The organism is Psychrobacter sp., from assembly GCF_049295055.1.
Taxonomy (GTDB): Bacteria; Pseudomonadota; Gammaproteobacteria; order Pseudomonadales; family Moraxellaceae; genus Psychrobacter.
The window spans coordinates 15,928-34,990 of the sequence record NZ_JBAQQF010000005.1 but is presented as its reverse complement, the minus strand read 5'-3'; the positions used below and the strand labels follow the sequence as shown (position 1 = coordinate 34,990).

General features: G+C 41.4%; 17 protein-coding genes. 10 read left to right on the top strand and 7 right to left on the bottom strand.

What is annotated here, in order from left to right; translation table 11 throughout:
* Positions 1-88 precede the first annotated feature (88 nt).
* The 3 genes from atpB to WAZ74_RS01120 form a co-directional block, all read right to left on the bottom strand.
* Complete coding sequence (gene atpB / locus WAZ74_RS01130; protein WP_422304917.1) at positions 89-955, bottom strand: F0F1 ATP synthase subunit A; 867 nt, start codon at positions 953-955, stop codon at positions 89-91.
* 675 nt (positions 956-1,630) lie between these two features.
* On the bottom strand, positions 1,631-2,029 hold the full coding sequence (locus tag WAZ74_RS01125) for an ATP synthase subunit I (RefSeq protein ID WP_422304915.1): 399 nt from the start codon (positions 2,027-2,029) through the stop codon (positions 1,631-1,633).
* Between the two features lie 331 nt (positions 2,030-2,360).
* Positions 2,361-3,251 (bottom strand): metal ABC transporter solute-binding protein, Zn/Mn family, encoded by an 891-nt coding sequence (locus WAZ74_RS01120; RefSeq protein ID WP_422304913.1) that lies wholly within the window; start codon positions 3,249-3,251, stop codon positions 2,361-2,363.
* 118 nt (positions 3,252-3,369) lie between these two features.
* Between WAZ74_RS01120 and WAZ74_RS01115 the strand changes: the two genes are divergently transcribed.
* The 6 genes from WAZ74_RS01115 to gluQRS all read left to right on the top strand — a co-directional run bounded on the left by WAZ74_RS01115 (position 3,370) and on the right by gluQRS (position 9,463).
* Positions 3,370-3,891, top strand: a complete 522-nt coding sequence (locus WAZ74_RS01115) for a Fur family transcriptional regulator (RefSeq protein ID WP_422304911.1) — start codon at positions 3,370-3,372, stop codon at positions 3,889-3,891.
* Positions 3,892-3,948: 57 nt separating this feature from the next.
* The gene (locus tag WAZ74_RS01110; RefSeq protein WP_422304909.1) at positions 3,949-4,686 is read left to right on the top strand and encodes a metal ABC transporter ATP-binding protein; all 738 of its coding nucleotides are present in this window, start codon (positions 3,949-3,951) and stop codon (positions 4,684-4,686) included.
* 73 nt (positions 4,687-4,759) lie between these two features.
* Positions 4,760-5,593 carry a metal ABC transporter permease gene (locus tag WAZ74_RS01105; protein ID WP_422304907.1) on the top strand — a complete coding sequence of 278 codons (834 nt, stop codon included), beginning with the start codon at positions 4,760-4,762 and terminating at the stop codon, positions 5,591-5,593.
* Positions 5,594-6,293: 700 nt separating this feature from the next.
* Positions 6,294-7,133: a metallophosphoesterase gene (locus tag WAZ74_RS01100; RefSeq protein WP_422304905.1), complete on the top strand. Its 840-nt coding sequence runs from the start codon at positions 6,294-6,296 to the stop codon at positions 7,131-7,133.
* A 583-nt stretch (positions 7,134-7,716) separates the two neighbouring features.
* On the top strand, positions 7,717-8,157 hold the full coding sequence (gene dksA, locus WAZ74_RS01095) for an RNA polymerase-binding protein DksA (RefSeq protein WP_422304903.1): 441 nt from the start codon (positions 7,717-7,719) through the stop codon (positions 8,155-8,157).
* A gap of 295 nt (positions 8,158-8,452) precedes the next feature.
* Positions 8,453-9,463: a tRNA glutamyl-Q(34) synthetase GluQRS gene (gene gluQRS / locus WAZ74_RS01090; protein WP_422304901.1), complete on the top strand. Its 1,011-nt coding sequence runs from the start codon at positions 8,453-8,455 to the stop codon at positions 9,461-9,463.
* 91 nt (positions 9,464-9,554) lie between these two features.
* On the opposite strand, the gene WAZ74_RS01085 is transcribed toward gluQRS, so the two are convergent.
* Entirely contained in the window at positions 9,555-10,751 is a 1,197-nt protein-coding gene (locus WAZ74_RS01085; protein ID WP_422304899.1) for an FtsW/RodA/SpoVE family cell cycle protein, read from the bottom strand.
* 326 nt (positions 10,752-11,077) lie between these two features.
* Entirely contained in the window at positions 11,078-12,493 is a 1,416-nt protein-coding gene (gene murD, locus WAZ74_RS01080; protein WP_422304897.1) for a UDP-N-acetylmuramoyl-L-alanine--D-glutamate ligase, read from the bottom strand.
* A gap of 797 nt (positions 12,494-13,290) precedes the next feature.
* Here murD and WAZ74_RS01075 point away from each other — a divergent pair.
* The 4 genes from WAZ74_RS01075 (at position 13,291) to WAZ74_RS01060 (ending at position 17,939) form a co-directional block, all read left to right on the top strand.
* Positions 13,291-14,790 carry a SulP family inorganic anion transporter gene (locus WAZ74_RS01075; RefSeq protein ID WP_079692830.1) on the top strand — a complete coding sequence of 500 codons (1,500 nt, stop codon included), beginning with the start codon at positions 13,291-13,293 and terminating at the stop codon, positions 14,788-14,790.
* A 150-nt stretch (positions 14,791-14,940) separates the two neighbouring features.
* A complete protein-coding gene (locus WAZ74_RS01070; protein WP_422304893.1) occupies positions 14,941-15,795 on the top strand; it encodes a universal stress protein in 855 nt (284 codons plus the stop codon).
* Between the two features lie 452 nt (positions 15,796-16,247).
* Positions 16,248-16,586, top strand: a complete 339-nt coding sequence (gene glnK, locus WAZ74_RS01065; RefSeq protein ID WP_422304891.1) for a P-II family nitrogen regulator — start codon at positions 16,248-16,250, stop codon at positions 16,584-16,586.
* A gap of 90 nt (positions 16,587-16,676) precedes the next feature.
* The gene (locus WAZ74_RS01060; protein ID WP_422304889.1) at positions 16,677-17,939 is read left to right on the top strand and encodes an ammonium transporter; all 1,263 of its coding nucleotides are present in this window, start codon (positions 16,677-16,679) and stop codon (positions 17,937-17,939) included.
* A 147-nt stretch (positions 17,940-18,086) separates the two neighbouring features.
* On the opposite strand, the gene WAZ74_RS01055 is transcribed toward WAZ74_RS01060, so the two are convergent.
* Together WAZ74_RS01055 and WAZ74_RS01050 are read right to left on the bottom strand one after the other, a co-directional pair.
* Entirely contained in the window at positions 18,087-18,470 is a 384-nt protein-coding gene (locus WAZ74_RS01055; RefSeq protein ID WP_422304887.1) for a DUF2147 domain-containing protein, read from the bottom strand.
* 274 nt (positions 18,471-18,744) lie between these two features.
* A complete protein-coding gene (locus tag WAZ74_RS01050) occupies positions 18,745-19,008 on the bottom strand; it encodes a hypothetical protein (protein WP_422304885.1) in 264 nt (87 codons plus the stop codon).
* Between the last annotated feature and the right edge of the window lie 55 nt (positions 19,009-19,063).

Sequence of the window (19,063 nt, the reverse complement as noted above, 5' to 3'; positions counted from 1 at the left end):
AACCGATAAGTAGTGCTACTGCGATAACTGTGTAACCACCTAATACTGGATCCATGGATGTATCCTCATTTACCTATTGAATGTCTAATTAATGTTCAGTTGATGATGCAAGTGACATATAAACTATGGTCAGCATCATAAATACGAACGCTTGGAGGGTAATAATTAAGATGTGGAAAATAGCCCACGGCACTGATAACGCCCACTGAATCCAAAATGGCATTAGGGCAATCAGTATGAAAATCAACTCACCAGCATACATGTTACCAAATAGTCGTAAACCTAAAGAGATAGGCTTGGCTATCAGAGTAACAAACTCTAAGATAAAGTTGATGGGTATTAAAATAATTTGTAAGATAGGGTTTTTGGTACTGAACGGATGCAATGTTAGCTCGCCAACAAAGCCGCCCAACCCTTTTTCTTTGATACTATAAAATAGAATCAGCGCAAAGACAGAGAATGACATGCCAAGCGTGATATTAGGATCCGTGGTTGGAACAATCTTAAAGAATACATGATGCGGGTCATGTCCCATCATGGCGCCGATTTGGCCAGCAATCATAGGAATAAAATCGACAGGTAGTAAATCCATCAAGTTCATTAAGAATATCCACACAAAAATGGTCAACGCCAAGGGCGCGATCAGCTTTGAGGTGCCACTATAAGAGTCGCGAACGTTGTTATCAACGAACTCAACGATCATCTCAACCGCAGTTTGCAGCTTACCCGGCACGCCTGAAGTGACTTTTCTAGCGACCATCCAGAAGATGGCGCAGAAAACAATGCCCAAACCAATTGACCAAAGCATAGAATCAAGGTGGATCGCTTTAAAGCCCATTAACCCTGCTTCTTCGGCAGTATAGGCAACTTTCCAACCTTCGCCCGGCAGATAGCCGTACGTCCAGTTCGTTAAATGATGAGAGATATAGTCTGTGGTTGTTTGCTCGCCTGCCATAATATAAGCTTCTTATTAGTCAACGATTTACTCAACTACCAAAAAATACGGTTGTCATCTGATGAGGTCTTTAACGCTTGCGGCTGCATTGTTTCAATGCAGATAAACAAACCACGCTAAAGCATCTCTTTAAACAATAACACCCAACCCATAGTTCTGTTACTTATGCTAAATTTGCTAGCTGATGATAAATTTTAGCTATCAAAAAAGGGCTTATCATTATTCATTAATGGCCCTTTAATGTATGCAGTAAAATATCATATTTTTTTGCTTCGCCCGTTTTGTCACGATAAACGCTTAATACAGCGCACGTAAGCAAGATATTTAGCCGCCTATATTAATGCAGCGTTGTATTCGTGTAAAGTCAATTATGACTTTTTTATCTACTGTATGAATAAGTTAGCTATGAATAGCCTTAAACCACACAGCTTTGGGTCACTAATTAAATTGTAAGCATTTAATTATAAAGGGTAATAAACGTTTAATTAACGCTTCCCTATCCACAAATAGCGGTTTATATTTTTATATTAGAAATTTATATCACTATTATCGCTGCTATTTTAAGGCAATGATTGTATTTTGACTTACTAATCAGTCATAGAGAAGTTGGACAGCAGGGTGACGAGCTCAGTGCACTCAATAAGGTAACTATCAAATAGCTATCCTTTATCTACACTAGCGTATATGCCACAACATCCAACTGTGACTAATTTGCATTACCATAAAACCGATAAAAAGCGCTGGCGCTGATAGGGGTTGTACGGTAATAAAAATTAGTGCGAAACCAAACACGGTCAATAGCCACTTTGCCATCTGACCCCGATAAAGCTGGCTAACGATATGTAAGCGCGCGCGATAGCCGGTATACCAAAAGATAAAAAAAGCAAAAACTGCTTGAGTAGAAAAACTGAGCAAGGCACCAATAGCGGTGCTTTTTGCGATAGTAAGCTCACTATGCAGCCATATCGTATCTATCATCCAAGCAATAATAATGAGGATAAATAATATCCATGCTTGGCGTTTAAGATAGATGCCAATTTTATCTTTTTGCGTGCGTTTGGCAGGCTTGGTCATTGATATTCCTATAACCCTACAACTTGGGGATAATGTAGCTTGCTTGCGACACTGTTATGCGCGAGTGGCTCACCATATAGGCGTTATCTTTCAACCAAAATAAAACGCCCTCATTATAAGGAGCGAGTCGCTTTTAAGCAAGTAAAATATGCCTTTTATCAAGCATTTGACTGTACAGTAACGAAAAGCTCTCTATAAAGTTAATAAAGTACAGCTAATAGTTTATTAAACCGATTTATTATATTGTGATTTAAGTGTTATATACGTTTGACCTAACAAGTATTTGAACTACTGGCTTATCATTGCCAAATCATATTTTCAAAAAGAGCTTTTACGATATGCATTGGCGGATTTGCTGTGCCATCATCTGCCAACCACTGACAAAGTCTTTACTGGCACTCATGTCTTCCGATTGTAGTGTACTCTTCACTGGTTGTAGTTTAGCAAGCAAGCCTTTGGCCGGTTCACTTTGCGTCACTATACACATCGTTTTAGATGGACGGTGCTCGTTGAGCCAGCGCAGTTGACTGGCTTTGGGCGCTAGGTCTTCATCAACACTCAAACTACCTGCGAATTGCAACTGAGTAGCGCGCTCTAGATACTGATAAGAATCATGATAAGCCCAGTAAGGTTGAGCTTTTCGCGCTTTTCCCCCTAGCTTGCTTTGTGCCGCTACTGCCTCGTCCATACGTTGTGCGAATTTCTTTGTGTTGGCTTGATAAAGCGACTTGTATTGCGGATTAGCATGACTATGAATCACCGCTAATGCGCGAGTAATCGCTTTGGCGTTTTCAGGATCAAGCCAGATATGAGGATCTAATGTACCTTTGATAGGCTGACCTTTGACATCGCGTAATGGATGCCGATTAAAAGCATCAAAGGCATATAATGAGATGGCATTAGGCGCTTTATCTAAACTGGTGGCTAAGTTGTGTTCTAGTGAGGCGCCAAACCATACAACAAACGTACTATCCTGAATCGTTTTGATATCGCCCGGACTGATACTGCCATGATGGCCGACTTCACTCGGATCGAGTATTTGTTCAGCGGATGGTGCGCCTTGAGTCACCGCCTGACTCAACAGGAACAGCGGATAATTACTCACACTGACGGTAGCGGCTTGGGCACTCAGCGTTAAACAGCCTAACGCTACTAGGCCCGTAATAAGCAGTCGCTGTATTATAATGATTAAGCGTAAAGAATAGCTGAAAGATAAATTCATAGTAGGTTCTTTATTATTAAGTTAAGGCAACTTGTCTGTTTCTTATTTCATTATGTTATACTATAACAATAAAGAACGCCATCATAAAAAGGCGTCATATTTTTTAGGAGCTTGTACTATGTCCCTTACTTCCTCGACATGCGAACATTCGCACGGTGTGCAAGATTTTACGCCACATGATGTAAGTGAGCGTTTAGAAGCAGCAAAAGAGCAATCTCGGTTACGTGGTGTGCGCTTTACGCCCTTACGGCAACAGGTTTATAGGCTGATATTACAAGCCAATAAGCCGGTTGGCGCTTATGACTTAATCACCCAATTACAGCAAATGCGTTTATCAAACAATGATAATGAGACGGATGCTGCAAAGAATGTGGCGCCACCAACGGTGTATCGTAGTCTAGAGTTTTTATTAGCGGAAGGTTTGATTCATCAACTGACCTCTATTAACGCCTATGTACCTTGCTGTCATCCGCGCGCTCAGCATACTGCAGCGTTCTTGATCTGTGAGCAGTGCCAGCGCGTGCAAGAATGTAGCAGCTTACCCGTACAAGAAATGATGAGCTTTGCTGAGCAAGATATTGGCTTTACCGTTGTTCGTAGTGTGATTGAGCTGAGCGGTCGTTGCCAATCGTGTCAGTAGACAATGAGCTGACTCTTATATTTAAACCCACTCCCTATCCATAGGCGCGGTCATCTGATGAATAATACAAGCAAGCTGCTGAGCTTAAGCAATATCAGCTACCATATTGGGCAACAACGTTTACTATCACATATTAATATCGATATTGCGGTCAATGAAACCGTAAGCCTTATTGGACCTAATGGCGCTGGCAAGTCAACGCTAGTGAAGCTAATTTTGGGGCTGATTACTCCTACTGAAGGTCAAATGAGTACTCATCAACCACTGAAACTTGGCTATGTACCGCAGCGATTTGCTGTGCCGCCGATTTTGCCGTTACGCGTATGCGATTTATTAGCGCAAGCAGATAGGAAACGCTTAACAGCTGAGCAGCGCCAGTTTATTTTTGATAATTTGTCATTAACGCATCTATTATCGCGGCAAATGCTGCATTTATCAGGCGGTGAAACCCAACGGGTATTGTTAGCGCGGGCGCTATTAGAGAAACCCAATTTGCTGATTTTAGATGAGCCGATGCAAGGGCTGGATCCTGAGACAGAGGTTTGGTTGTATCAATTTATTGATGAATTACCAGACTTTTTAAAGTGCGCCATGCTAGTGGTATCACACGATTTACATTGGGTGATGAAAGGTAGCCGACGAGTGATTTGCTTGAATAAGCATATCTGCTGTGAAGGTCAGCCAAGCGAGCTTGCGATTAGTAGTGAGTTTCAAAAGCTGTTTGGTCATCATTACGAGCAGCCATATGTTCATCAACCACACGCCTGTGAGCATCACGCACCGAGCGAGATATAATAGAAAACCTAGCTTAATGTAAAGCAAAAAATGCCTTGTAGACCTTTTTATAAAAACTTTATGGATATTTATTATGACCGCTTGGTTAGCCATCATCGCGCCGGCTTGGATTGCCGGCAGTATTTTAGCGCTGCTCTCTGCACCCTTGGGGTGTCTGGTGTTGTGGCGACGCATGGCTTTTTTTGCCGATGCTTTGGCGCATGGCACGTTGCTAGGTGTGGCACTGGCAGTATGGTGGCAGTTGCCAATGGGTATTGGCATTGCACTGGTCAGCATTATGGTGGTATTAGGCTTGGTATTCATCGATGATGAGCGTTTGCCAATGGATGCTGTGCTAGCAGTAGTAGCCGTATCGCTGCTCTGTTTAGGACTATTAACCTTGACCCAGCTTACCAATCAGCAAGCCAATGTATTAGGCTTTTTGTTTGGTAATCTGCTTGAGCTTGATTGGGCGGATTTGCCATTAATTGCTGCTAGCACATTAGTGGGATTGGGGTTACTGATTTATATATGGCCCTCGCAAATAAAGCTTGCTACTCATGAAGCGTTAGCGCGCATTCAAGGCATTGATCCAATGCGGCAACGACTGTTTTTCATGGGTGTATTGGCAGGGTTCTGCGCCATTGCTTTGCAAGCAGTTGGTAGCTTATTAATCAGTGGCTTATTGGTATTGCCGGCTCTCACCGCGCGCTTATATTCAGCGTCGCCAAAACAAATGGTAATTATAGCGCTGATTACTGCTCAACTTGGCGTGACACTCGGTGTTTGGGGCAGTATTTGGCTTGATATTCAAACGGGACTCTCTATCGTCTTGATTTTAGCCATTCTATTTTTCGCCGCCTTGACTGTCTCAAAATTCATATCCGCAAAATCAGTAACGGCAAAATTTTGGTCGCCACGTCGCTAGATACAGTTGATATCCAATAAAACAGATACGTTATTTTATCACGCGAGATTAGGATGAGTTTTTCTGGCTTGCTGTGCCTACGCCGACAGAGGCTGCAAAAAATTCATCCTAGTTCCCCTGTATCGTTTTTACATTGAACTGACTGTATATTATTATTGTTATCATAAAATATGTTCACTTTAAAAAGTAAGTTCACTTTAAAAAGCCACAGTGCTGTTGAGATGGATCTTTCGTAGCCTATAAAATGCAAAACATAAAGCAAATGAAGATAATTTATAGCAGTAGTACGTGATGATAAATGTTCCAATCTTACTGTGCCTTGAGTATGTTTTTAAGTATCATTTTTCTATTTTGAACAGCATATAGCTATCCTAGTAGTGGCTATAATCGACACGGCAAAGATATTTCTCTAGCCTTTATAAAACTTTATTTCAGCAAAATTGCTAGAGCTTTCATAGTCATTATGTTGTAAACTTTCCCCAATACTATCAACACTATAGTTAAATACGTCTACAACCAAACGAGTGATATATAAACGAGCTTTATATAGGATTAAATGACCACTTTTACAGTGTAGAAGTTCATTTTTATTGATGAGATATATAGAAGCCTGACAAATAATAGCTACTCATTTATCGCTACTCGTTTAATTGTATTTACTTATAAAAGTGTTCATTGATTCGATGAGGGACTGAATCTAATGCTAAGCTATCCTGCCAGTACCGTCAGTACGCTAGATGGACAGGTTAATATTTTACAAATTACGGACTTGCATCTATCATCGCCTGTGCCTGCTGTTGATGATAAAACCAGTAGCGAAGTGTCTGTTTGCCAATACCATTTTGAGGCGATTATCAAACAAGCATTAAACAAAGACATTCGCTGTGATTTGATCATGGTAACGGGCGACTTAGTCGATAAAGTGAAGCCAGCTATCTACGATCATATCTTTAAGGTATTGCACGAAACTGGCATTCCTTTTGCCTGTATTGCAGGCAATCATGACGTGACTGATGAGATTGGTGCCGATTTACCATTTTTCCAACGAGAACTCATTGCTAGGCCTGCTGACTCTCGTTTGCTGAATCGGCATATTATTGAAACCGACTACTGGCAGCTCCTTTTATTAGACTCGTCCATTACAGGCAAAGTAGAAGGTGAGATTACGGCGACCGATATGGATTGGGTCTGTGAGCAGCTAGATTCTTGTGATAAGCCAGCGCTCATAGCCCTGCATCATCATCTATTACCGGTAGATTCTGATTGGATTGATAGCCATATGGCCAAAAATGTAGATACTTTTTGGCAGCGTATCTCAGCGTTTGAGCATCTAAAAGTGATTATTAATGGACATACCCACCAAGAGCAAATGCGCCAGCATGAAGGGGTTACCGTTTATAGCACTCCCTCTACCTGCTATCAATTCAAGCCTTTTGAAGATGATTTTGCTTACGATGAAAACGCCCGCCCAGGATATCGTTGGTTGCAATTAGCCAACAATGGAAAGGTTGCAAGCTGGGTTGAAAGACTAGATACTTGACGACCAGTTTTATCGGCTAGAATTTGTCTATTTTTTGATTAGCGTTTAATTATTGTTTGGCTAGTCGTTTATCTATAAGTAAGGCACGTCAAAATAGGTTATCTGTATATTATAGCGCTAGCTAATTTTGCTTGATTCAATATGAAATGGCTGGCACAGTACAGGTTTATATTTATCGTAACAATCGTCTTATCTTTTTATAGTCAGCGAATTAGAAACAGCACTACCAACAAATAGTACTATGAACGATAAAATGCCATGAGAATGGGTACGGTCTAATACTTAATTAGACAAAATTATAATAGCTAGGATGGCTACATTGACTACAAGCTAAGTTTTCACAGTCAGTGATTTGTCATTTTATTTGAGTGCGACCATTTAAATAAAAATATTGATGATAATATACTTGACCGTTGATATGCCGATGTCGGCATATAGAGACACCCTCTTAATTAGATCAGCTGTGTTACTAAGTGGTAAAACGTTTTATAAAGGGATAATTTATAGCGTTTGGTAAATTGATAACGTCTTGTCTTTTGACAGGTCGTTTTATTGGATGAATTTGAAAAAATAGGATACCGATATGAGCACCCTGACCACGAATCCAAGTGATGTTAAATTTACGCCTTATGCACCTGCCAAAGACGAAGAGTATATGTCTGATGAGCAGTTGGCACATTTCAAGGCCATGTTATTAGACTGGAAGCATCAGCTGATTGGCGAAGCTGATCGCACTAAGACTTATATTCAAGATGAGTCGAGCGCCATGCCAGATATCAATGATCGTGCCACTCAAGAAGAAGAGTTTGCGCTGACTTTGCGTACGCGTGATCGTGAACGTAAGCTTATCCGTAAAATCGACAAGTCTATTTCAGAAATCGAAAATGACGATTATGGTTTTTGTGACACTTGTGGCGTAGAAATTGGTCTTCGTCGTCTTGAAGCGCGCCCAACGGCGACTCAGTGCATCGACTGTAAAACTTTGTCTGAGATTAAAGAGCGTCAAAATCAAGGTCATACCTAGACGCGCGCTTATATTAGCTGTCAGTAAAACTGTAATAAACACGAGCGACCATATATTGGTCGCTCGTCGCATTTTGTAATGCTACTTTTTATAATACTAATTTCTCATGCACTTTTATGCTTATTGACGAGTTACCAACAAAATAGGCGTATTTAATAAATATCTTTTTATAATCATCTTGTTTATTCTATTTACCTCTTCTTAGTTTCGATAACTAGCTATGTTTCGATAACTACTTATGTTTCGATAACCGTCTATTTTGAAAACGCCCACTAGCTCTAGATTAAACAATCCTATGCCAAATAGCTCCTTGCTGAATACCTCCTTAACAATTAATAAATCCCTGCCACAGCCTATCGGTCGTTTTGCACCTTCACCCACAGGTGAGCTGCATCTTGGCTCGTTAACGACAGCGCTTGCTAGCTTCTGTCATATCAAATCCCTCGGTGGCAAATGGTTATTACGTATCGAAGATACCGATACCGAGCGCTGTGATAGACAGTTTACTGAGCAGATTCTCATAGATTTAGAAGTACTGGGTCTAAACTGGGATGACGATATTATTTATCAGTCTGAGCGCATTGATATTTATAATGATTATGTATCCTCCGTGCTGCATCCGCTGACGTATGGTTGCCAATGTTCACGTAAGAGTTTGGAACACTACTGGGCGCAGCAAGAAGAACAGGTTAGGCTTATGAACGCAGAAAACTTAACAACTGACTCACCTCCTATGCATGACAGCCAATTACAGCCTAATAGACAGCGCTATCCACGATTCTGTGTTAATGCCAATTTAAGTCATGAACAACATAAGCTACGAATACAGTTGCCAGACTACAGCATTGGCTTTAAGGATGGTATTCAAGGCGTACAGTGGGATAATCCGCAGCAGACTTTAGGGGATATGGTGGTTCGTCGTCAAGATGGCATGATTAATTATATTTTGGCAGCAAGCCTTGATGATGGCTTACAACAAGTCACTCATATCATGCGCGGTTTAGATATTTTGCCGATGACCACAGCTCAAATCAGTATCATGCATGCCGCACGCTTGCCTGCTATCGAGCATTGGTATCATCTACCGTTGATATGCAATCCAGACGGTCAAAAGCTCTCTAAGCAAAATCTCGCCCAACCTATTGATACGCGTAATCCGAGTAAGCTGATTGCTCATGCTTTAGAGCTATTACAGCAGCCTGCGGTCGAGCATGACACGCCAGCACGCATGCTCAATCAAGCGATTGCGCAATGGAATAACGTGCCATTACAGGGAATGCAATCTTTAAATATGCCTAATATTTAATAAAAAAAGCGCCGCTGCTGCGACGCTTTGATATATTTACTGGCTACCAATCTATACTCAAAATACTCAAATGGCTTAGTAATCAAGTAATTTAGTAATAACGACACTGACTCTTTTCGATCTCAGGACTTTCTTTATAAATCTTTAGCAGCACCGCCACCATTACTAGGCTAATCAACATCGATGAACCCCCATAACTAAAGAAAGGCATCGTCAAACCTTTGGTTGGAATGGCACCCATGTTCATCGCAGCATTAATAATTGTCTGTGCAATAAATACTACAGCGATACCAAAGGCGGTATAGCTCATACGCATCTGCCGACGTTTTAGGGCGTTATAACTGATACGCATCGCACTACCGATAATCAGCGCCTCAAATATTAATATCATCGTCACGCCAACAAAGCCCAATTCTTCACCCGTAATCGCTAATAAGAAATCCGTATGCGCCTCTGGTAAATGCGATAGTTTTTGCACGCTTTCGCCATAACCGACGCCAGTAAATTGGCCACGACCAAAGGCAATTAAACTACGAGACAGCTGATAATCCGTATCTTGGACATCATCGAAAGGATCCAAAAACGACATCACACGTACTAAGCGGTATTGTACGGTCGCGACCATTAACACCGCTCCACCGATGGCGACCGCCCCCAAAGCTACAAATTGCTTGTAGGGCGCCCCAGCAATATAGAAGATAGCGAAGACCATTCCAATAATAACGACGAATGAACCAAAATCTGGCTGCGCTAACAATAGAACAGTAATCAGCCCGACCACTAAAGCAATCCTCAAAAAGCCATCCCAACCATTACGAACCTCAAATGAGCGCCGTACCACAAAATCTGAGACAAATACAATCATTACTAGCTTGGCCAACTCTGCTACCTGAAAGTTAAACCCTGCCAAACTCAGCCAACGCTTAGAGCCGTTAATGGGCGTACTAAATAAGGTAGCAACCAGCAGTAATCCTGTGATAGCCAATAGCATGAACTGGGTTTCAGTTCTATATAACCTTTTTAGGGATACAGCACGATAAGACACACTGGCGATGACCAGTCCGATACACATATACAGCAACTGATTATTAAAAAAATGCAGTTCTGTCATACCGCGACTGAGCGCAAAAGGAATAGAAGCCGAAGCAACCATCAATAGACTCAACACTAACATACAGCCGACACTTGATAATAAAATAGCACGCGCTGAAGGCATAGAAAGGATACCATCGGAACCGGTAGCTTGCTGAGATGGAGAAGATGAACGAAAAATAGAAGAGAGTGCCATAATTTTATATACACTAGCAAACGAAAAAACACGGCGTCTATAGAAACGCCACCGTTTAAAAAATATGAAATAGATTTTTATTAAATAGCTAATAATTTATCAAATAACTAACAATCAATAACTAGCAGCTCAGCATCGACAAACAGCGCTTTATTCAGTGCTCATATGCTCATCAGCTTCATTTATTACTGGCTTCACTGCTTGTGTTTGACAGTAGCAGCAATTTATAAGCAAAACAATCCTTTATCAAAAAACACAGTTCGTTTTTACGATTATAAACTGCTCGTCACATGATCCTGTAATACTGTCTTCTATAACAGACCGTCTTATGAAACGGCATCTGAAGATCTAACTAGCTGACTGAAGTGCTCGCCACGCTCGACAAATCCACTAAACTGATCGAAGCTGGCACAAGCAGGTGACAATAACACCGCTTGTACTTGCGATAAACTACTTGCAGTCACTTGCTGAATCGTTGCAAAAGCGCCTTCTAATGTCTGGCATTGATGTAAGGTCACATCATCACTGAGACTAGCTGCCCGTAAATGCTGCTCAATCTGCCGACTGTCCTCACCAATAAAGAGTAATTGACTGACATACTGATTGATAAAGGGAGCCAATTCACCAAATTGCTGACCTTTACCTTGACCACCTAAGATTAATAGCAGCTTACCATCTTTGGGGGCATAGACCGCACCTAACCCTTCGACAGCCGCCATGGTGGAGCCAATATTGGTACCTTTAGAATCATTAAAATAATCAATGCCATCGACCGTGGCGACATACTGACAGCGATGCTCAAGTCCTGCGAACTGCTGCAAAGTACTGAGCATACTCTCAAGCGGTAAACCTGCAAGCTCACCAAGTGCCAAAGCGGCTTGAGCATTCAGCAAATTATGGCGACCTTTGATTTGTAGTTTGTCCGCTGATAGTAAACGTTCTGTACCTCGTGCGAGGTAAATCTGCCCTTCAGTATCAGTAATAAGACCATACTGACCTTTATCAGGCGCATGAATACCCGTGCTTAATCGCGGTAAATTATCTGACACCAGTGGACGGGTCAAAGCATCTTCACGATTAATAACGACAGATTTAGCACCTTGAAAGATACGATGCTTGGCTTGATGATAGCCGAGCATATCACCGTGACGGTCTAAATGATCAGGCGACATATTAAGGACGGTTGCGACCTGCGCGTTTAAGTTTGTCACGGTCTCTAACTGGAAGCTTGATAACTCAATAACGGCAAGCTCCATCTCGGTATTCGTCAATAGAGTCAATGCGGGCACGCCGATATTACCACCAACGCCAACATTAACACCCGCATCCGCCGCCATTTGACCGACTAATGTGGTCACAGTACTTTTTGCATTAGAACCAGTAATCGCAATTATAGGTACGGTACAAGCCTCACAAAATAGTTGAATATCACTAACTACCGGAATATTCGATTCTCTTGCCGCTTTAACAGCTTGGTTATCTAGAGAGATTCCGGGACTGATAATAATCCGTGCCGCTTGTTGTAATAAATCTGCATCTATACCACCAAACTGTCGGATTTTAACAGCGGCAGGCAATTTATCTACTAAAGTCGGAGTAGCCTGATTATCAGTAACCGCGACTTGGTAGCCTTGTTCGGCTAAATAATACGCTACCGATAACCCCGACTGCCCCAAACCAACCACGACTTGTAAGCCATCACCCTTATGAAGTAAGGTTTCTTTTGCGGTGCTAGCGGTCATATCTTTTCCTTCTATTGGACGAACAAAATGCTATTAAGCAAATAAGCACTATTTAGGCAGGCATGATATAAACGGATATTATATAAATATGCGCTGTATATCGTCTGAGTGATAGGCTGCAGATGAATAACATCATAGCGGTATCGCTCATATTTCGGTATCAGTTTTTCAATACACTGGTGTTTCAATACCCTGTGCTATTATGCGCCTGTTTTTATATTGAGTGTCTAATGCTATAATAGCTGACTTAACAATAACCGCTACTTTTACTGATCATTTACATCAGCCTTCAATCTAGCATTTTAGTTTAGCATGTTGGCACACTTATCGCGCTATTGTCATATCTCTTTAGCAACGATTCATACTGTGGTAATGATATGACAGACAACCCCTTGCAGATACTTTTGCGCTTTTATCTGACAAATTATTTATCTTCTTCTATCGCAGTACATTATTGCGAGCACGTATTCATCATTTTAAATAAGTTTTAGATATTTTCATCACTTTTTATTAATGATCATAATATTATTCATGATCATAATAGTTACTATTGGTGATTGTATTGGCGATACCGTTATAAATGTCGCTAGCTATTTCCTACTTATCGCTATTACTTACCGTTACTAATTATCATTACTGCCGATTTTTTCGTTGTTAACAGCCTATATTTTTTACGACAATGCTAACTGTGCCAAGCAGCATTAAAAAACGACTGAGAGCGCTTATTATCGCAACGCAATCATTCTATCACTGAATAATGATTGCTTTTTTTGTCTCTAACCCTATGCAGTTTACTTATGACATCTTTTTTTGGTAGTTTGCGTGAAGAATGGTTTTCCAATATTCGTGGCGATACACTATCGGGCTTGGTGGTCGCACTGGCTTTGATTCCAGAAGCAATTGCCTTTTCTATCATCGCCGGTGTCGACCCAAAAGTTGGGCTGTATGCCTCATTTTGTATCGCTGTTGTGATCAGTTTTGTCGGTGGACGTCCGGGAATGATTTCGGCAGCGACCGGAGCGATGGCTCTAGTGATGGTTGATTTGGTCGCCGAGCATGGTCTGCAGTATTTACTGGCTGCCACTTTATTATGCGGTGGTATTCAAATCGTCATGGGAATCTTAAAACTTGGTAATTTGATGCGTTTTGTTTCTCGCTCCGTCGTCATTGGTTTTGTCAATGCGTTGGCGATTTTGATATTTGCCGCCCAAATACCAGAGCTTAACCCCATGACTGAGCGTGTCGGTATGACCGTCTATATCATGACTGCCGCAGGTTTGGCGATTATCTATTTATTTCCACTGATTCCTAAAATTGGTCGCGTCATTCCTTCACCGCTGGTTTGTATTGTGGGATTGACGGCGGTAGCTATGTATATGAATCTTGATATTCGTAACGTGGGTAGTATGGGCGAGCTGCCAGACTCGTTACCGATGTTTTTGTTGCCGGATATTCCATTAAACTTAAATACGTTGTTTATTATTGCGCCTTACTCCATCGCACTTGCCATTGTAGGTTTATTAGAATCCATGATGACGGCGACCATTGTAGATGAGCTGACCGATACGCCAAGTGATAAAAACCGTGAGTGTCGTGGTCAAGGTATTGCCAACGTAGTGTCAGGATTCTTTGGCGGTATGGCAGGTTGTGCCATGATTGGGCAATCAATGATTAACGTCAAGTCTGGTGGGCGTACTCGTTTATCAACGCTTATCGCCGGTGTGGTGCTGCTCATTATGGTAGTATTCTTGAGCGAATGGGTGAGCTTAATACCGATGGCAGCGCTGGTTGCGGTCATGATTATGGTCTCTATCGGTACGTTCAATTGGCAGTCTATTCGTGAATTTAAAACCCATCCAGTATCATTTAATATTGTTATGTTGGCAACCGTATTAACCACGGTCTTTACCCACAATCTGGCGTACGGTGTCGGTGTCGGCGTTCTGCTATCTGCTTTGGCTTTTGCCAACAAAATCGGTCAATTTTTAACCATATTTAGTGAATATGATGACGATAGCAATACGCGTTACTATTACGTTCAAGGACAAGTATTCTTTGCTTCGACGACACAGTTTTTGCAAAGCTTTGATACCAAAGAAGCATTAGACAGCGTGCACATCGATGTCAGCCAAGCTCACTTTTGGGATATCAGTGCGGTTGATACCTTAGATAAGTTGGTGATACGTTTACAGCGCGAAGGTATTGATGTCAAAGTAGTCGGACTTAACAGTGCCAGCCGTACCCTCATTGATCGTTTTTCTATTCATGATCGCCGAGATATTGGGCTACTGGATTGAGAAAATCTGTATGTGTGTTATCAAGCTGATATAAACATATTGTTTATTGATCAGCAGTTATATTGGTATATAAAATCAGGTTTGATGGTTAAGGTAAACGCTTTATCTGTCGTTCCTGTATTTTAATTATTGAAATGATGTGATGCCTTTATGAGTAATTTGAAGCCAGACAGCGTGATTGCCTGCTTAGACTGCCCCAATCATGTACAAGCGGTGTTAGATGCGAGCATGTGGGCCGCTATTCGTCTGCAAGCTCCGATTGGGCTGCTACATTCAGTGCCAAGCTTACAGCAAAAAGCAGCCGTTAATTATTCAGGTTGCCTGAATATTGATGATGAAAATACTTTATTAGATCAATTCACTGCAAAAGAGCATTCTAGTAATTGCGAGCTAAAAGCACAGGGCAAGCTACTCCTGCATCAAGCGACCACTTACTGTGAGCAGCAGCACCATAAACTTAAAACCTACACGCTGCATCGGCACGAAAATCTCAATCAAAGCATTGATTACGTCGATGACAAAGCACAATTAATTGTGATCGGCCATCATGTTACCTGTAAACCAACATTAAGCCAGCTCATACGTTTAAGTCTCTGCCCCATTTTGGTGACTCACGCACCATTTTTGCCCCCTACTAGTGCTTTATTTGCTTTTGACAACAGCCCAACGTCGCACAAACTGCTTACTTGGCTTTGCAAAACACCGCTCGTTCGCGCCTTAATGATTCATATCGTCATGGTTGGCAAAGAGAATTCTGAAAACTGTGATGCGTTACGTGAAGCTTATGCGCGCCTTAAGCAAGCCGGTATTAGATGTAAAAAAACCTTGCTCGACTGCCACGATGTCACAGCCGCTTTAAACTACTATCAACGTGAAAACGATATTGGCTTACTCATGACGGGGGCGTTTGGTCGGCCTCGCTTGCTTGAGCTGCTAAAAGGTAGTGACACCAAAAAATTGCTTGGTAGTACTACCACCCCGTATTTACTCTTCCCAAGGGCCTAAAACTGAGCTTTAGGGTCTAAAACTGAGTTTTTATGTCAATACTGAGACTGAATGCTTAGCGATATGAATCCCATTATTCATATCGCTAAGTATCCAGTCTTTGTCTTTTATACCTGTCGTATATTCTATAAGCTTTTATCAAATCATCACATGAAATAAAAGCATCGCTGCCCCAAGCGCTTAAAAAGTTGGTTATAATAAACTTTTCGTTAACACAACGTTAAAGGTTGATTACCCTTGTTTATTCGAATTAAGACAATGCTTATCGTTGACGTATAAACAATACATTTTGTCATCACCGTGGTTATTTTTGAGCAAACGCGCCTTATCCTACCTTCCCCCTTGAGTAGGTTTGGCACAATTCTTGAATTACTTACGGTAAGCATGACAATAGGATGCTGCATCAAAATGCACCTATTAACCTGCGACATCACCTATATAAGGATTTTTTTATGAAGCTAATCACTGCGATCTTAAAACCGTTTAAGCTCGATGATGTGCGTGAAGCGCTTTCTGACATCGGTGTTAAAGGTGTCACCGTCACCGAAGTCAAAGGTTTCGGTCGTCAAAAAGGTCATACCGAGCTCTATCGCGGCGCCGAGTATGTGGTGGACTTTTTACCTAAAGTAAAAATCGAAGTAGCGGTTATGGATGAGATGGTTGAGCCTGCTATCGAAGCCATTACTCGAATTGCTAGTACCGGTAAAATTGGCGACGGCAAGATATTTGTGACCAATCTTGAACAAGTCATTCGTATTCGTACTGGTGAAACAGGTTCTGACGCTATCTAATTTCAAGACCCACCTATAAGCATTGATTTTAAATATTGATTTATAGGTTATATCGGTCTCTGTATTGCATATATTCAAGGGGGAATAAACATGCAAAATCAAATCTTCGAGCTCCAGTACGCATTAGATACCTTTTATTTTCTAATATGTGGGGCGCTAGTCATGTGGATGGCTGCTGGCTTCACAATGTTAGAAGCAGGGCTAGTTCGCTCAAAAAACACCGTCGAAATCCTAACCAAAAATATCGCCCTCTTTGCTACCGCCTCTACCATGTATATGATATGTGGTTATGCCATTATGTATGATGGCCCTCTATTTTTGAGCGGCATTGCAGGTACTGAAAGCTTGGTAGCAGACGCTTTAGCAGCTTCAGCCAAAAACGGCTTTGGCGGCGACTCAGTTTACTCGAAAGCATCTGACTTTTTCTTTCAGGTGGTATTTGTCGCAACCTGTATGTCCATCGTCTCAGGCGCGGTAGCTGAGCGTATGAAGCTGTGGTCCTTCTTAATCTTTGCCGTGGTAATGACAGGGCTTATTTATCCATTAGAAGGTAGCTGGACGTGGGGCGGTAAAGCTGTCTTTGGCTTATTTAACCTAGCCGACTTGGGATTCTCTGATTTTGCTGGCTCAGGTATCGTACATCTGGCAGGTGCCTCCGCTGCACTATCAGGCGTATTACTCTTAGGTGCCCGTCAGGGTAAATATGGTTCTAAAGGTGAGATACGTGCCATTCCAGGGGCTAACTTACCTTTGGCAGCGCTTGGGACGTTAATATTATGGATGGGCTGGTTTGGCTTTAACGGTGGATCGGTTCTAAAACTGGGCGATATCATAAGTGCTAATTCCGTCGCGATCGTATTTTTAAATACCAATGCTGCTGCCGCTGGTGGAGCGATTGGTGCACTGCTTATCGCACGGATTATTTTTGGTAAAGCGGATTTAACTATGCTCTTAAATGGTGCATTAGCAGGTCTGGTCGCTATTACGGCAGACCCTTTGCATCCTTCTGCGTTTCAGGCAACACTCTTCGGTATGATAGCAGGCGTCATTGTCGTACTATCGATCCTTATATTAGACAAAATGAAAATCGATGATCCAGTGGGCGCTATTTCGGTGCATGGTGTGGTGGGTTTATTTGGTCTACTTATTGTGCCGCTGACCAATCCTACTGCATCCTTAATAGGTCAAATGGTCGGTGCCGCTACCATCTTTGCCTGGGTATTTGTGACCAGTTTAATCGTTTGGAGCCTGATCAAATTAGTGATTGGTCTGCGTATTTCCAAAGAGGAAGAATACCAAGGTGCCGATATCGCAGAATGTGGTATGGAAGCTTATCCAGAATTTATAAGATAGCCCGTATATACTCTCATCTCCTCAATTGTTAAAACAGGTGAAACCATTAAAAATCCCGCACAACCTTTCGGTTATGCGGGATTTTTTATGCTCTATCAAGACTGGTTTTAAATAAAAACCAGACTTAACAAGGGTTATTAAAATGACTTATTTCTTTTTCCACGTTTGGCTACGTGAGAAAGGTCCTAAGTGACCTTTTAGGTTAAGGCTACTGCCGCTCATGTTAGCGGTAAGTTTATAGGTTTTGTTTTTTTCAGGGTCAGTGATTTTACCACCGCTGTATTTACCGTTACCGTCTGCTTTTAAGCCAGAAATAATAGTCATACCAACGTGCTTCTGACCTTCTTTAGATACTGTGCTGATAAGTTTACCAGTCAATACACCGTTTGACTCAGTGATTTTGACCACGCCTTTAGGCTGGCCTTCGTCATAGGTCTGCCAAGTAGTGTTTGCTAATGGATCAGCGGCGAATGCCATGCTTGCTAAACTGATACCAGCGATTGCCAACGTAGTTTTTGCGAATAGTTTCATAAATAGACTCCCTTCAATCAATGATTACTAGAAACATTATGTTTCTGATGTCCTATGCTTATCCTTTGCCAACAATCTTTTATTACAATCTAGTTAGTTCTAAAGTAAGCCTAGCTTAGTTAACGCTAAGAATACTTATTTACTGATTAGCTTTGCATAAAAATTCTGGGCAACATAAGCAATGTCTTGACGCTATTATAAGCAATTTTAAGATTTTGCCTAGTAATTTTTTTATAGTTTATTATTTCTAGAAAATCAAAACTATATCAAACAGTTACAAGAACGGATTGTCTATAATTTTGCCCGATCGGTCATCTATTTCTTTTGACTTGGACTCTTTGTTACTATAAAGACTTCTCTTTTCAAATGCTAGTAGGATTTTACTAGTAAGCTCATGCAACTGCTGTGCTTGTTGATATCCAGCGTCATCAAAGACCAGATTAATGTCGCCATAGATAATAATCTTATCCTCTTGGTTTTCGATAACCAGCTCACCGATTTGCATACTTTGATGATTATTAGCAAATGGGTCAATCATTTAGTCCTCCTATTCATTAACAACGCATTACGTGATTTTTCAAAACAGAACATAT